Annotated in this window: 17 protein-coding genes and 1 other RNA gene; 11 read left to right on the top strand and 7 right to left on the bottom strand. The window is 68.1% G+C overall.

The genetic code is table 11. The features are described from left to right. The first annotated feature begins 61 nt into the window (after positions 1-61). A complete protein-coding gene (locus tag G432_RS03810; protein WP_015457496.1) occupies positions 62-1,207 on the top strand; it encodes an aspartyl/asparaginyl beta-hydroxylase domain-containing protein in 1,146 nt (381 codons plus the stop codon). Between the two features lie 7 nt (positions 1,208-1,214). Here the strand turns inward: G432_RS03810 and G432_RS03805 are convergent, their stop codons facing one another. After that, on the bottom strand, positions 1,215-2,342 hold the full coding sequence (locus tag G432_RS03805) for a hypothetical protein (RefSeq protein ID WP_015457495.1): 1,128 nt from the start codon (positions 2,340-2,342) through the stop codon (positions 1,215-1,217). Between the two features lie 344 nt (positions 2,343-2,686). On the opposite strand from G432_RS03805, the gene G432_RS03800 reads away from it, so the two are divergent. The 10 genes from G432_RS03800 to G432_RS24310 all read left to right on the top strand — a co-directional run bounded on the left by G432_RS03800 (position 2,687) and on the right by G432_RS24310 (position 10,107). Then, on the top strand, positions 2,687-3,844 hold the full coding sequence (locus G432_RS03800; RefSeq protein ID WP_015457494.1) for an OmpA family protein: 1,158 nt from the start codon (positions 2,687-2,689) through the stop codon (positions 3,842-3,844). Between the two features lie 76 nt (positions 3,845-3,920). Continuing rightward, positions 3,921-4,307, top strand: coding sequence for a DUF3597 domain-containing protein (locus G432_RS03795; RefSeq protein WP_015457493.1), 387 nt, complete (start codon positions 3,921-3,923; stop codon positions 4,305-4,307). 89 nt (positions 4,308-4,396) lie between these two features. Beyond that, an RNA gene (gene ffs / locus G432_RS22295) (signal recognition particle sRNA small type) lies at positions 4,397-4,494 on the top strand. Between the two features lie 93 nt (positions 4,495-4,587). Next, the gene (locus tag G432_RS03790) at positions 4,588-5,232 is read left to right on the top strand and encodes a glutathione S-transferase family protein (protein ID WP_015457492.1); all 645 of its coding nucleotides are present in this window, start codon (positions 4,588-4,590) and stop codon (positions 5,230-5,232) included. 41 nt (positions 5,233-5,273) lie between these two features. Then, positions 5,274-6,935, top strand: a complete 1,662-nt coding sequence (locus G432_RS03785; RefSeq protein WP_015457491.1) for a DNA polymerase III subunit gamma/tau — start codon at positions 5,274-5,276, stop codon at positions 6,933-6,935. Between the two features lies 1 nt (position 6,936). Then, positions 6,937-7,269, top strand: coding sequence for a YbaB/EbfC family nucleoid-associated protein (locus G432_RS03780; RefSeq protein WP_015457490.1), 333 nt, complete (start codon positions 6,937-6,939; stop codon positions 7,267-7,269). Between the two features lie 130 nt (positions 7,270-7,399). Next, the gene (locus G432_RS03775; RefSeq protein ID WP_015457489.1) at positions 7,400-7,999 is read left to right on the top strand and encodes a TetR/AcrR family transcriptional regulator; all 600 of its coding nucleotides are present in this window, start codon (positions 7,400-7,402) and stop codon (positions 7,997-7,999) included. A gap of 27 nt (positions 8,000-8,026) precedes the next feature. Next, positions 8,027-8,386, top strand: a complete 360-nt coding sequence (locus tag G432_RS03770) for an EthD domain-containing protein (RefSeq protein WP_015457488.1) — start codon at positions 8,027-8,029, stop codon at positions 8,384-8,386. A gap of 42 nt (positions 8,387-8,428) precedes the next feature. Next, a complete protein-coding gene (locus G432_RS03765) occupies positions 8,429-9,325 on the top strand; it encodes a crotonase/enoyl-CoA hydratase family protein (protein ID WP_015457487.1) in 897 nt (298 codons plus the stop codon). Positions 9,326-9,411: 86 nt separating this feature from the next. Further along, positions 9,412-10,107 carry a DUF1294 domain-containing protein gene (locus G432_RS24310; RefSeq protein ID WP_015457486.1) on the top strand — a complete coding sequence of 232 codons (696 nt, stop codon included), beginning with the start codon at positions 9,412-9,414 and terminating at the stop codon, positions 10,105-10,107. A 4-nt stretch (positions 10,108-10,111) separates the two neighbouring features. On the opposite strand, the gene G432_RS03750 is transcribed toward G432_RS24310, so the two are convergent. The 6 genes from G432_RS03750 to G432_RS03725 form a co-directional block, all read right to left on the bottom strand. After that, a complete protein-coding gene (locus G432_RS03750) occupies positions 10,112-11,164 on the bottom strand; it encodes a YeiH family protein (RefSeq protein WP_051128796.1) in 1,053 nt (350 codons plus the stop codon). Positions 11,165-11,238: 74 nt separating this feature from the next. After that, complete coding sequence (locus G432_RS03745; RefSeq protein ID WP_015457484.1) at positions 11,239-11,619, bottom strand: PaaI family thioesterase; 381 nt, start codon at positions 11,617-11,619, stop codon at positions 11,239-11,241. 5 nt (positions 11,620-11,624) lie between these two features. Continuing rightward, a complete protein-coding gene (locus G432_RS03740) occupies positions 11,625-12,068 on the bottom strand; it encodes a PaaI family thioesterase (protein WP_015457483.1) in 444 nt (147 codons plus the stop codon). Positions 12,069-12,147: 79 nt separating this feature from the next. Further along, positions 12,148-13,068: a cysteine synthase A gene (gene cysK, locus G432_RS03735; RefSeq protein ID WP_015457482.1), complete on the bottom strand. Its 921-nt coding sequence runs from the start codon at positions 13,066-13,068 to the stop codon at positions 12,148-12,150. Then, complete coding sequence (locus G432_RS03730) at positions 13,065-14,342, bottom strand: MFS transporter (RefSeq protein ID WP_015457481.1); 1,278 nt, start codon at positions 14,340-14,342, stop codon at positions 13,065-13,067. Before G432_RS03730 ends, cysK begins: the two co-directional genes overlap by 4 nt. Before the next feature lie 223 nt (positions 14,343-14,565). Then, on the bottom strand, positions 14,566-14,886 hold the full coding sequence (locus tag G432_RS03725; RefSeq protein ID WP_015457480.1) for a hypothetical protein: 321 nt from the start codon (positions 14,884-14,886) through the stop codon (positions 14,566-14,568). Between the last annotated feature and the right edge of the window lie 146 nt (positions 14,887-15,032).

Raw genomic sequence — 15,032 nt, 5'->3', positions numbered from 1 at the left:
GCGGCCGTTGCGTGCGGATCGGCGCGGATTATAGAGGGGCTTTCCGAACGGGGAGTGGGACGTGGCGTTCGACGCGGGGCAGGCGGATGCGATGATACGCGAGGGCGTGGCCGCGATGCAGCGGCGCGATGCCGCCACGGCGCGCCGGCTGTTCGAGGCGCTGGTCGATCCCGAAGCCGGCGTGGCGCCGCCCTGGCTGCTGCTGGCGCAGGCGTGCCGGCTGGGCGGCGACGATGCCGCCGAGGAATCCGCGATCGACCGCCTGCTGGCCGATCAGCCGAACAGCCTGCGCGGGCTGGTGATGAAGGGCGATTGCCGGGCGCGGGCGGGCGACGATCGCGCGGCTTCCGCCTTCTATACCCGCGCGCTGCAGACCGCGCCGCGCGACGGCAGCGTGCCCCCCGCGCTCGCGGCGGACCTGCGGCGGGTGGAGCAGGCGATCGAGGCGAACCGGCAGAGCTTCCAGGCGCACATGGAAGCGAAGCTGGCGCAGGTCCAGGGCATGCGGGCCGGGCGGCGCTTCGCCGAGGCGATGGATATCCTGTCGGGACGCCGGCAGGTCTATCTGCAACAGCCCAACAGCTTCTATTTTCCCGGCCTGCCGCAAATCCAGTTCTATGAGCGCGAGCAGTTTCCGTGGGTTGCCGAACTGGAGGCGGCCGCGCCCGCCATCCGCGAGGAACTGATCGCCCTGATGGGGGACGAGGACAGCTTCGCGCCCTATATCCGCGCGCGGACGGACCGGCCGAACCCGCCGAACGTGCTGCTGGAAGATCCGAGCTGGGGGGCTGCCTATATCTGGAAGGAAGGCGCGCTCGTCCCCGAGATCGCGGAACGCTGCCCGCGCACCGTCGCGGCGCTGGGGGCGGCGCCGATGCCGGATATCCGGTCCCGATCGCCGATGGCGCTGTTCTCCCGCCTTCACCCCGGCACGCACATCCGGCCGCATAACGGCATGATCAACACCCGGCTGATCTGCCACCTGCCGCTGATCGTGCCGCCCGGCTGCGGCCTGCGCGTCGGCAACGAGACGCGGGAATGGGAAGAAGGCAGGATGCTGATCTTCGACGACAGCATCGAGCATGAAGCCTGGAACCGGGGCGACGAGACGCGCGTGGTGCTGCTGTTCGAGATCTGGCGGCCGGAAATCGACGCGGCCGAGCGCGAGGCGCTGACGGCCCTGTTCGAATCCATCGTGGATTATTGAGCCGCCTTCACGGCTCCGCGTCCATCGCCGCCACGGTTTCCGCCACGGTCACGAAGGGCGATGCGGTGGAATGGAGGACGAATTCGCCCACGGCCGCGCCGAATTGCGCGGGCGTCGGCTCACCCGCGAAGAAGCGGGGGATGAGCAGGCTGGGCTCCGCGCCTCCCGGTTTTGCGCCGGAGGGCGGCTCGCTCTGGATCGTCACGGCGTAAACCGGGCCTGCGATCGAGAGCTTCCCGAAGGCGCTGTCGATCATGCCGGAAAGATTGTCCGGCAGGCGGACGGCGCGGAAGGTGCCGAGGTCCTTCACCTCCGCCACATAGAGAAGCGGCGGCTTGCGCGACTGGCGGATGGCGACGGCGCCGAGCGGCGGGACGGGCGCCTGCGCGATTTCCGGCAGCGATCGTTCGGCGGCGGGATCGAAGGGCAGCCGCTTGGCCAGCACGGCGGGCAGCATGCTTTCCACCATATGGCTGTCGAACGGCATCGCCCCGGTCGTGCGGCAGGCCGGCCCCTGGCAGGGGCCGTTGGCATCCAGGATCGTGCCCCAGGGCAATTGCCGCACGATCAGGTCGATCGCCTCCTCCTGCGAAGGATCGCGGACATGGGTGATCGTGGCGCGGACCTTGACCGTCCATGCGCCCAATTCGGCCAGATAGAGATAATCCATCACCGTCTGGGGGCCGATGCCGGTCTTGTAGGCGCCCTTGAAGGCCCGGAGCGCCACGGGCGAGGCGGAGGGGGCGGGGATGGCGAAGGGGCCGTCCGCCCATATGAAGGCCTTGGGCGATCGCGCGGCGATGGCGGCGAGCGCGCCTTTCAGGCCGTGCTGCGCGGGATCGCGCGGCCGATAGAGGAAGATGCTGAGCCGGGTGCGGGTATCGCCATCCTGCGCATCATAATTGAGGGCGACGTCGCTGCCGTCCGGCGTCAGGGCGAGCACGCGGCTGCGGTGGAAGATGCCGTAGGATGGCGGAAAGCTGGCACCCGTCGGCTTGTGCATCAGCGGCCCCGCGACATCGCCGCTCCACACCGCCGGATTGGCGCCTTCGATCGGTTGCGCCGTGGCGGCCGGAATGCCGGCGAAGTGCAATGCGGCGCCCAGCAGGCCCAGCCGGATGGCACGGAAAAGCAAGCGACCCTTCATCAGGCCAGTCTGGCAGATGCGCGCACGGGGCGAAAGCGGCGAGTCGCGCTTGGGAAAAACCGTTCCGCCGATAGGTCGCGACCGGTTTGTTTCGGTTTCGTGATGAAATGCTGCATTTGCACAATAATCGCCGCGCGAAAAAGGGCCACAACGCATATCGCGTGGCTTGGGTCCATATTGTATCGGGTGGAATGCTGTATTCGCGATCTAATGGTTCCATGTCGCGTCTGATCTTACAAAGGTCTTTCAATTTATGGCCATATGTGAATGATTATTGGGATGCGATGGCGGCATTGAGTCGCCATTGTTTTTCATGATTGGAGGGGACCGGTATGACCAACCTCGTCCAGATGGTGATCGGTGCTGTGTCACCGGACTTGATCTCCAGGATTTCCGGCTCGTTCGGCGAATCTCCCGAAACCACGACAAAGGGCCTCGCGGCCGTCATTCCCACGCTGTTCGCGGGCGCTCTCCAGCAAAGCTCCGCGCCGGGCGGGGCCGCGCGGATCACCGATCTCGTCAGCCAGTCGCTCAGCGGCGGCAACCCGCTCGACAATATCGGCGCGCTGGTGGGCGACGATACGGCGCGCGGATCGCTGCTCAACCAGGGCGGGCCGATGGTCGCCTCGCTGCTCGGCGGCAATGGCAGCGGTATCGCGAACATGCTGGCGTCGCTCGTCGGCGCGAAATCCGGCAGCATATCCAGCCTGCTGGCCCTGGCCGCGCCGCTGGTGATGGGGGCGATCGGCAAGAGCACCGGTCCCAATCCGTCGCCTTCCGCGGTGAAGGGGCTGCTGGAAGATCAGCGTTCGAACATCACCGGCGCGTTGCCGGCGGGGATCGGATCCTTGCTGGGGCTGGGCGGCGGTGCCGCGGCGCAGGCGGCCCATGTCGTCGACCATGGGGCGGAGGCGGCGGCCGGGGGCTTGCGCAAGCTCTGGCCGCTGCTGCTGGTGGCGCTGGCGCTGATCGCGCTCCTGTTCGGCATGAAGAGCTGCAACCGCAAGGCGCCGGAGGCAGCGCCCCCCGTCGCCTCCACGGCGGCGGTGGAAACGCTCACCCTGCCGGGCGGCGGCACGATATCCGTGGCGCCGGGGACGATCGGCCACAGCCTCGCGAAGTTCCTGGAATCGAGCGAGCCCGCGCCGAAGACCTTCGTGTTCGATAACCTGAACTTCGACACGGCATCCGATGCGCTGACGCCGGAAAGCCAGGCGACGGTCAACACCCTCGTCGCCATCCTGAAGGCCTATCCCAACGTCAACGCCGGGGTCGTCGGCTATACCGACAATACGGGCGATCCGGCCGCCAACAAGGCCCTGTCGCTGAAGCGGGCCACCACGGTCGCGCAGAGCATGATCGCGGGCGGCATCGACGCGGCCCGGCTGCAGACCGGCGGCATGGGCGAGGCCAATCCGATCGCCGACAACGGCACGGAGGAAGGCCGCGCCAAGAACCGGCGGACCGAGCTGGTCGTTACCAAGAAGTGAGGGGTGGGGCGGGGCCTTTGCGCTCCGCCCCCGCCTTTCGCGATCCGAAGGGGCGGGCTGGAAGGAGCATGCGGCGATGAGCATTTTCGGTTCGATCAAGGATGCCATTTTCGGCAAGGCGAAGGCCGATGCGCCATTGGCCCCGACCGTCCCGGTCGAACTTTCGCCCGTGCAGCCCGCCGCGCCGGCGGCGCCCGCGCCGATCGAGACGGTGGACGTCGAAAAGATACTGGACGGCCTTGTCGCGGCCAGCGGGCGCCCGTCCAACTGGCGGGTCTCGATCGTCGACCTGATGACGTTGCTCGGCCTCGATTCCAGCCTCGCCAACCGGCGGGAGCTGGCGCACGAGCTGGGCTATACCGGCGATACCAACGATACGGCGACGATGAACATCTGGCTACACAAGCAGGTGATGCAGAAGCTGGCGGCCAATGGCGGCAAGGTGCCGGCCTCGCTGCAATGAAATGAGGCGGGCGGGGGCGGTGCACCCGTCCTCCCGATCCGCGCATCCGGCCATGGCTTGCGTTCGCCCGCGCCTTCGCCCATATGGCGCGCGGGAGTCGGGCGGACGGAGCCGTCGCCAACCCGGTCAGGTCCGGAAGGAAGCAGCCGCAACGATTTCGTTCCGGGTCGTTCCGGCTCCCACCCATCCTCCATCGCTCCAGAGCCTTGGCCGCCGCGCCGTTGCCGCGCCGCGCGTGGCCGTGCTAGCCGCTCATCCATAGCAAAAGGGGGGAGGGGGCATGCTGACGCTCTATGCCGCGCGCGGGGCCTGTTCGATCATTCCGCACATCGCGCTGGAGGAAGCGGGTGCCGCCTACCGGCTGCATTTCGTCGATTATGCCGGCGGCGAGAATCTGACCGGGGAATATCGGGCGATCAGCCCGCTGGGCCGCGTGCCCGCGCTGATGACGGAAGATGGGCCGCTGACCGAGAATGTGGCCATCCTCTCCTATATCGCGATGCGCTACCCCGAGGCGGCGTTGGCGCCGATCGGCGATGCGCTGGCCTTCGCCCGCGTGCAATCGTTCAACCTGTTCATCGCGACCAACATCCACGTCGCCTTCCGCCAGATCGCCTTCCCGGACGGCTATGCCGACGGCGATGCCGCCGCCGCGGCGCTGCGCGCGAAGGTGCCAGAGCTTGCCGATCGCTATTTCGCGCTGATCGAGGCGAAGCTGGCCGACGGGCGGCCCTATGTGCATGGCGACGCCTTCACCCTTTCCGATATCTATCTGTTCGCTTACGCCAATTATCTGCGGATGGGCGATCGCGGCGATCCCGCGCTGGTGCCCAACGTGATCGCGCACCGCACCCGCATCCGCGCCCGGCCCGCGGTGGAGCGGGTGCTCCGCGTCGAGGGGCTGGCGGAGGCGTGGGCCGGCTAGCAGCCCTTTCCCCTGGGCGGTTCAGCCACTAGGTTCGCCTTATGTCCGAATCCCCGCAGCCCTATCGCGTCCTCGCGCGCAAATATCGTCCGCAGCGCTTCGCCGATCTGATCGGCCAGGATGCGATGGTGCAGACGCTGGCCAACGCCATCCGGCGCGAACGGCTGGCCCATGCCTTCCTGCTGACCGGCGTGCGCGGGGTGGGCAAGACATCGACGGCGCGGCTGATCGCCAAGGCGCTCAACTGCATCGGCCCGGACGGGCAGGGCGGCCCCACCATCGATCCCTGCGGCGTGTGCGAGCCGTGCCGCGCGATCGCCGAGGGCCGGCATATCGACGTGATCGAGATCGACGCCGCCAGCCATAACGGCGTGGACGACGTGCGCGAGATCAGCGAGGCGGTGCGCTATGCGGCCGTATCCGCCCGCTACAAGATCTACATCATCGACGAGGTGCACATGCTGTCCAAGGCGGCGTTCAACGCCGTCCTGAAGACGCTGGAGGAGCCGCCGGCGCATGTGAAGTTCCTGCTCGCCACCACCGAGGTGCAGAAGATCCCGGTGACGGTGCTTTCCCGCTGCCAGCGCTTCGACCTGAAGCGCATTCCGGCGGAGGCGCTGGCCAGGCATTTCGCCCATGTCGTCGAGGCGGAGAAGGTGGAGGCCGAACCCGAGGCGCTGGCGCTGATCGCCCGCGCGGCGGAAGGCTCCGCGCGTGACGGCCTTTCCATCCTCGATCAGGCGATCGCCCATTCGGGCACGTCGGGCGAGGGCGCGCTGGTGACGGCGGCGCAGGTGCGCGACATGCTGGGCCTTTCCGATCGCGGCGCGGTGCGCCGGCTGTTCGGGCTGCTGCTGGCCGGCGACGCCCCCGGCGTGCTGGCGGCGGTGCGCGATCAATATGATCTGGGCGTGGAGCCGGCGACCCTGTTCGTCGGCCTGCTGGAGGCGGTGCACGGCGTGACCCGCGCCAAGGCGGGCGGCGGGCAGGACCCGGCGCTGTCGATGGAGGAGCGGGAGGCCCATGCGGAATGGGCGGCGCGGCTGGGCTTCGCCACGCTCCACCGGCTGTGGCAGTTGCTGCTGAAGGGCCATGCCGAGGTGCAGGCGGCCGCTCTGCCGATCGAGGCCGCCGAGATGGCGCTGCTGCGCGTCGTCCACGCCTCCACGCTGCCCGATCCGGGCGAGCTGGCGCGCCGGCTTGCCAATGGCGAGGCGGTTCCGGCGGCGGCGCAGGCTTCCGGCGGGCCGGCCCCGGCGGAAACCCAGCCGGCGCTGATGGCCGCGCCGCAGCCGGCCCCCGAACCGCCCGCGCGGCCGGCCCCGCCGGCCAGCTTCGGGGCGCTGGTGGAGCTGGTGAACGGCCAGCGCCCGCTTTTGGGGCAGCAGCTTCACGATTTCGTGGGCCTCGTCCGCTATGCCCCGCCGGAGCTGGCGCTGCGGCCCAACCGGCCGCTGCCCGCCGATTTCATCCGCGACCTGACGACGCTGCTGAGAAACCTCTTCGCCGAGCCATGGAAGGTGGAGATCAGCGACGGGCCGGCCGAACCCAGCCTGCTCGACCAGCAGAAATCGGCCGAAAACGCCGCGCGCGACGCCATTCTGGCAACGCCGGTGGTGCGCGCCGCGTTCGAGGCGTTTGCGGATGCCGAATACGAAGGCTACACGCCGCCCGAAACAGCGGCCGAAGCCAGGAGCGCTTGAGATGGATATCGAGAAGATGATGAAGGCGGCGCAGGAAGCCGCCGAGAATATTCAGAAGCAGATGGGCGAGGCGCAGGCCAAGCTCGATACGATCGAGGTGGAAGGGGTTTCGGGCGGCGGCCTGGTGACGGTGCGCGCCACCGCCAAGGGCCGCATCCTGGGCGTATCGATCGATGAATCGCTGCTGGTGCCGTCCGAAAAGCAGATGGTGGAGGATCTCGTCGCCGCCGCCTTCAACGATGCGCGCGCCAAGGCCGATACCGCATCCAATGCGGAAATGAGCAAGATGGGCGCGGGCCTGCCGCTGCCGCCGGGGTTCAAGCTGCCGTTCTGACGGCGGACGGGTGGGCGGCCGGCCGTTCGGCCGCGCCGCCATTGACCTGAAAAATGAATCATGTTCATCATGCTTGGGAGAAGCGTCTCGCCAGGCAAGGCCCGCCACGGGGCCGATTTTCGAGGTGCCAATGCCCAGATTGAGCGAAGCCCGCCGCCAGGACCGCCACGATCTGCTGCTGGATGCGGCGACGATCCAGTTCGCCGAAAAGGGGTATGACGCGACCTCCATATCGGGCATCGCGCGGGCGGCGGGCGTTTCGGACGGGCTGATCTACCGTTATTTCGACGACAAGCGCGCGCTGCTGAGCGCTGTGCTGGAACGGCTGTTCGAACGGATCATCGAACGCACCGTCAGCGCCGTCCATGCGGTGACCGGTATCGAAAGGCGGCTGGAGCAGTTCATCGCGTCCCAGCTTTCGATCTTCCAGGAAGAGCCGGACCTCTGCCGGCTCTATATTCGCGAACTGCGCAATTCCGGCAATTTCCGTGGCTCGCCGCTTTTCCACATGACGAAGCGCTACACCGACCTTCTCGTCCATGTCGTCGAGGAGGCCGTGGCTTCGGGCGAGGTCGAGGCGGATACCGACCCGCGCATGCTGCGCGACGTGATCTTCGGCGGCATCGAGCATATCGCCCTGCACCTGTTGGTGGGCGGGCAGCCGCTGGAAGTGCCGCAGACATCGAAGCGGCTGGCGCACATGTTCGTGCGGGGAATAGGCAAGCGCTGATTAAATATAAGAATGGGAGAGGGTTGGATGGCGTTCAAGTCGATCGCGCTTCTGAAGAAGAAAGCGGGGCTCACCCGGCAGCAGTTCATCGATTATTACGAGAACAGCCACGCCCCGCTGATCGTGCGGCTGACGCCGGGCATCAAGGCCTATCACCGCAACTTCATCGACTGGAACGGCGCGTTCGAGGCGGCGGACGGATCGGAAACCAATTTCGATTGCGTGACGGAAGTGTGGTTCGAGGATCGCGCCGCTTACGATCGCGCGATGGCCGTGCTCACCAGCCCGGACGTCGCCCGGCAGGTGGCCGAGGATGAGGAGAATGTCTTCGATCGATCGAAGACGCGGATGTTCGTGGTGGACGAAGCCCGTTCGCCGATCGCCTGAATTCCCGTCGCCCGAGAGAAAGAAAAGCGGAAGGACGAGTGCATGGGCAATGCCACGCGCATCGACATCGCCGACGGCATATTGACGCTCACCCTGGCGCGACCGGAAAAGCTGAACGCCTATAATCCCGAAATGCATGGCGAGATGATCGCCGCCTTCGATCGCGCCGATGCGGACGACGACGTCCGCGCCGTGATCGTCACCGGCGAGGGCCGGGCCTATTGCGCGGGCGCGGATCTGAGCGCCGGCGGCGCCACCTTCGATTATGGCGGCGGCAGCGAATGGCGCAGCGAGGAAACGCCCGTCGCGGCCGACGGCAGCGTCGATTATTCGCACCCCGCCATACGCGATGGCGGCGGCCTGCTGGCGCTGCGCATCTTCGCTTCGAAGAAGCCGGTGATCGGCGCGATCAACGGCGCGGCCGTGGGCGTGGGCGTGACGATGACCCTGCCGATGGACGTGCGGATCGCCAGCGACACGGCGCGCTTCGGCTTCGTCTTCGCGCGGCGCGGGATCGTGCCGGAAGCGGCGTCGAGCTGGTTCCTGCCGCGCATCGTCGGCATCTCCAACGCGCTCGACCTCTGTTTTTCGGGACGGATCATCGGCGCGGAGGAAGCGCGCGGCATCGGGCTGGTGCGGTCGGTGCACGCGGGGGACGACCTGCTGCCCGCCGCGCGCGCGATCGCGAAAAGCTATGTCGAAGGCACGGCGCCCGTATCGATCGCGCTGACCCGATCGATGCTGTGGCACATGCTCGGCGCGCCGCACCCGATGGAAGGCCACCGGCTGGACAGCCGGGCGATCTGGTCGCGCGGGGCATCGGCCGATGCCAGGGAGGGCGTGGAAAGCTTCCTCGAAAAGCGCGCGGCGACCTTCCCCGATCGCGTATCGCGGGACATGCCGCATTTCTCGCCCTGGATGGACGATCCGGCCTGGTAGGCGAACCGGTGGAAAAGGCGGGCCGTTGAGGGCGAGCGCAAAGCCATCCCCTTGTATTGGCGGCCGGTTTGGACTCAAAGGCCGGCATGTTCCCGTTGCTTGCCGTGGCGTCCTCCGCCGCCTTTCTCTGTGCGCATCCCACCCATCATGACGGCGACGGCATACGCTGCGGCGGCAAGGGGCGGTCGATGCGGCTTTATGCGATCGACGCGCCGGAAATGCCGGGATCGTGCCGGCCCGGACGGCGCTGCACGCCGGGCGATCCCTATGCATCGCGCGATCATCTGGCGGAGCTGACGGCCGGGCGGAAGGTGCTGTGCGAGGCGGTCGACCGCGATCATTATGGCCGCACCATCGCGCGCTGCACGGCGGACGGCGCCGACCTTTCCTGCGCTATGGTGCGCGACGGCTTTGCCGTCGAACGCTATGGCCGCCTGTCGTGCGGGGAGATGCCCGCGCCCGCGGAGCCGCCCCCCGCCGCGCCGCCGGCCCTGCGCTGGTGGATGGTGCCGGCCTATTTCCTGATCATCAACCTAATGGCCTATATCGCCTTCCGGGATGACAAAAGGCGCGCGCGGCGCGGGGCGTTCCGCCGGTCGGAAGCCAATCTGCTGTGGCTGGCGGCGCTGGGCGGATCGCCGGGCGCGCTCGTGGCCCGGCAGCGCTTCCGCCACAAGACGCGCAAGCAGCCCTTTTCCGCCTTGCTGGCGATGATCGTGATCGTCCAGGTCGGCGTGATCGCCGGGCTGGGCTGGCGCGCCGTCGAACGGCTGCTGGCCTGAGGGATCAGCCGACCAGCCAGAGTGCCGCCGCGATCGACAGCGCCAGCGCGGCGATCGTGGCGCCTGCGATCACCAGCAGCGGGCGGGCGCCGGCTTCCAGCAGGGTCTGCATCGGCGATCGGATGCCGGTGGCGGTGACCGCGCAGGCGAGGAGCGCGGAGGCGCCTTCCTGCGCGCCATGGCCGATCGCGGCGGGGATCATCCCGGTGGAATTGAGCGCGGCCAGCCCGAAGAAGCCGACCACGAACCAGGGAATGCCGGAAAAGCTCGCCTTGCGCCCACCTGTCGAAGGGAAGAACCAGCCGAGCCCGGCCAGCACCGGCGCCAGCAGCGCGACGCGGCTGAGCTTGACGATCGCGGCCGTCTGGCCGGCGGCGCCCGAATAGGAATAGCCTGCGCCCAGCGCCTGCGCGACATCGTGGATCGAGGCGCCCAGCATGAAGCCGGCGGCCGCATCGCCCATGCCCAATCGGTGCGCGGCCAGCGGATAGGCCACCATGGCGAGCGAGCTTGCCGCCGATATGCCGACCAGCACGAGGGCAAGCTGCGCCTGATTGGCCCTTTTCTCCCCCAGCACGGTGGCGATGGCGAGCGCGGCCGATGCCCCGCAGATCGCCACCGCGCCGCCGGCCAATGCGCCGAAGGCCGCGCCGAGGCCCAGCAGCCGCGCAAGCGCCACGCCGGAAAGCAGGGTCAGCACCAATATCGCCACGATCGCCAGCAGCGCGGCCGGGCCGAGATCGACGATCTGCCCCAGCGTCACCCGCGCGCCCACCAGCACGATGCCCCAGCGCAGCAGCGTGCGCGACGCGAAGGCCAGGCCGGCCGCGAGCCGGAGGTCCGCGCTCAGGAAGTTGAGCGCGAGGCCGACGAGCAGCGCCATCAGCGTCAGCGGCGCGCCATAGCGATCGGAGATCCATGCCGCCGCCAGCGTCGCCAATATCGCGACGATCAGGCCGGGGCCATAATCGCGCCAGCGGACGACGGGGGTGGATTCGAGATCGCCGTAAAGGTCGGCGGCAGCGGGAAGGGTGGGGCCGTCCTGCGTTTTCACCATCATTCTCGCTGGTTGGTGCGCTTCGGCCGGTCCGCTAGCATGATTTGCGGCGAGGCTCGACCTTCAAGGGCCTCTCAGCCGGCGCGGTCGAGCGACATGTTCATGCGCGCCGCCGCGATCGGACGGGCGGGATCGTCCTGCCATGCCTCGATCGCGACATTGGCGATGCGCTGGCCCACGCGCGTCACGCGGCCGCGCGCATAGGTATCCACCAGCCGCCCGCCGCGCATGAAATCGACGGTGACGTTGATCGGCTTCACCCGCGTGTTGCCATCCCCCAGCGATGCCTGCAGCGCGGCGATGCCGGCGATTTCCAGCAGGCCACTGATCGCCCCGCCATGGAGGAAGCCGGGCCGGCCCAGCACCGCATCGCTGTTCGGCATCATCAGCAGCGGGCCTTCCGCGTCCAAGATGAGCTTCAGGCCCAGGAAATCGGCATAAGGGGGCAGGGACATGGGCGTCATTCCCCATCCAGGAACATGAAGGTGCCGGCGACATGGGCCACCGGATCGTTCGGATCGCCATCATGCGCCTGGCCGCGAACGAAGGCGATGCGCCGCGCGACGCGATAGCATTCGCCGCGCCCGAACACGGTGCGGCCCGGCGTGGCCGGACGCAGATAATCCACACGCATGTCCAGCGTCGCCTGCGGACGGAATATGTCCGTCCGTACCCAGATCGCCAGGCTGGTCGCCATGTCCATCAGCGAGAAAATCGGCCCCGATGCCAGCACGCCCGTTTCGGTGTTGCCGATCAGCTTCTCGTCATAATCGAGCGCCAGCTCCACCCAGTCCGGGCCGTGCTGGACGAAGCGCGTGCCGAGCGCGCCATTATGGCCGTAGGATCGGAACGTATCGATGAAGGCGGCGGGATCGAACGATCGACCCGTGGGAAGCGTGGTCATGGCCCCGCGTTAGCCCGCCTTGACGTTCACGGCAACCATCGGTGGCGCCGCCCCGGTGCGCGCCGGGGCGGCGCCACCGTCATTCCGGCAGGAAATCGGGCACCGAGAGATAGCGTTCGCCCGTATCATAGTTGAAGCCGAGGATGCGGGTGCCGGGCGCCAGATCCGGCAGCTTCTGGGCGATGGCCGATAGCGTGGCGCCGGAGGATATGCCGACCAGCATCCCTTCCTCGCGCGCGGCGCGGCGCGCCCATTCCTTGGCGTCGGCCGGGTCGACCTGGATCACCCCGTCCAGAAGCTGGGTGTGCAGGTTGGCGGGGATGAAGCCCGCGCCGATCCCCTGGATGGCGTGCGGGCCGGGCTGGCCGCCGGAGATGACCGGCGAAAGCGTGGGCTCCACCGCGAACACCTTGAGGTTGGGCCAGCGTTCCTTCAGCACCTGCGCGCAGCCGGTGATGTGGCCCCCGGTGCCGACGCCGGTGATCAGCACGTCGATCGGCGTGTCGGCGAAGTCGCGATAAATCTCCTCCGCCGTCGTCTTCACATGGATGTCGATATTGGCGGGGTTTTCGAACTGCTGCGGCAGCCAGGCGCCCGGCGTCGATTCCACCAGCTCCAGCGCGCGTTCGATCGCGCCCTTCATGCCCTTTTCGCGCGGGGTGAGATCGAAGCTGGCGCCATAGGCCAGCATCAGCCGGCGCCGTTCCAGCGACATGGATTCGGGCATCACCAGGATCAGCTTGTAGCCCTTCACCGCCGCCACCAGCGCGAGGCCGATGCCGGTGTTGCCGCTGGTCGGCTCGATGATCGTGCCGCCGGGCTTCAGCCGGCCGGTGCGCTCGGCCTCTTCGATCATCGACAGCGCGATACGATCCTTGATCGATCCGCCGGGGTTGGATCGTTCGGATTTCACCCACACCTCGGCATCGCCGAACAGCCGGTTTATGCGGATGTGCGGCGTGTTGCCGATGGTTTCCAGGATATTGGCCGCCTTGGTCATATCGCTTTCTCCTGCACGGGTCGTTCTTCCATCGTTTCCGGGGTATCGAAGGTCCGCGCGCGGCGCAGTTCCGGGAACCAGCGCGCCCACAGCAATGTCACCGCGATCGCGCCGGCCCCACCGGCGACCACCGCCGCCACCGGGCCGATCAGCGCGGCGAGGAAGCCGGATTCGGCCTCGCCCAGCTCGTTCGAACCCGAAATGAACAGGGTGGATACCGCGCCAACGCGGCCGCGCATCTCGTCCGGCGTGTAGAGCTGGATCAGCGACTGGCGGACGTAGACGGAAAACATGTCCGCGGCGCCCAGCAGCGAAAGGCAGAACAGCGACAGCGGCAGCCAGCGCGAAAAGCCGAACACCACCGTGGCCGCGCCGAACACGGCGACCGCGCACAGCATCTTCACGCCCACATTGTAGCGCAACGGGCGGAAGGCGAAGAACAGGGCCACGGCCGCCGCCCCCACCGCCGGCGCCGCGCGCAGATGGCCGAGCCCCGCCGGGCCGACCGCCAGCACGTCGCGCGCGAAGATCGGCAGCATGGCGGTGGCGCCGCCCAGCAGCACGGCGAACAGATCGAGCGAGATCGCGCCCAGCACCAGCCGGTTCTCCCGCACATAGCGCAGGCCGTCCACCATCTGCGCCCAGGGGTTGGCCCGCCCGTCCAGCGCGGTCCGCGCCACCGGCCGGATCACCATCAGCGCCAGGAAGGCGAGGGCGAACAGGCCGCCCGACGCGGCATAAGGCAGCCAGTGGCTATGGGCATAAAGATAGCCGCCCGCCGCCGGGCCGAGGATCGCGCCGGTCTGCCAGGCGATCGAGCTCAAGGCGATGGCGTTGGGCAGCACCGCGCGCGGCACCAGATTGGGGGCAAGCGCGCTCAGCGCGGGGCTTGCGAAGGCGCGCGCGACGCCCAGCAGGGCGGCGACCGCGAACAGGTGGAAAAGCGTGGTCGCGTCGTTCCAGGCCAGCAGGCCCAGCGTGGCGGCGCATCCGGCCTCCAGCAGCACCGCCGCGCGCGCGATCCAGCGCCGGTCGATCCGGTCCGCCGTCCAGCCCACGATCAGCGTGAGCGCCAGCAGCGGCACGAACTGGAACACGCCGATCAGGCCGAGCTGGAAGGCGGCTTCCTTGGTGGACATGGTGCGGCGGGCAATGTCGTAGACCTGCCAGCCGATCACCACGACCATGCTGTTCTGCGCCAGCGTGGTGGAAAGCCGGGCGAACCAGTAGGCACGGAAATCGCGGATGCGAAACGGATGAGGCGGACGATCCATGGCGACCGTCTAAGCCCATCGGGCGGGGGCGGGCAATCCGCCTTTTTTCTATTGATGAGATAGTATTGATACCGATGAGCGGGCCGGCAAGGGAACCGGCCCGCTCGGGGTAGCCGCCCCAGGGGGGGAGGGGGCGGTCCATCAGACGGTGGGGGACTGTCCGTCTGAACGCGATATGGTGGTTCGGGCGGCTATTTCCACCCTGCCCATAGGGCTTCCCGCATCATATCTTGGTATGATCGGCGTTGATCCCGCGATCGCCCGCAAGCCATGCGGCGAACGGCGCGGCCATGGCATATAGCAATGTGGCGGCCAGCATGCCGAGCAGCGGATCGCCCAGATAATCCGCGGTATAGGCCGCCGGGATCAGGGCCGCCGGAATGGAAAGGGCGATCGGGCTGGCCTTGCGCCATCCCTGCGGGCGCTTCGCCCGGCGCGGGCGCCGCCACATCGGGGCGGGGGTGGCGATGGCCGTGGCCCGCACCCGGCCGCCGATGGAGACGAGCGGTGCGCCTTCGGTGGTGTTGAGATCCAGAAAAGCCATCGTCGCCTCCCTTGATTTGACGATGTGACAATGCCGGGAAGGCGCGCGCGGGAAAATTAGACGGGGGGTTGGCCCGATGCATCTTCAAGATGGCGGACCTCATACCTAGGTTTGATGCGCCGCAGCGTTTGTCGCTGGACGATGCG

The sequence above is a fragment of the Sphingomonas sp. MM-1 genome, assembly GCF_000347675.2.
GTDB classification, from domain to species: Bacteria; Pseudomonadota; Alphaproteobacteria; order Sphingomonadales; family Sphingomonadaceae; genus Sphingomonas_E; species Sphingomonas_E fennica.
Note: the sequence above shows the minus strand (reverse complement) of the source record. Positions and strands in the feature narration are given on the sequence as shown.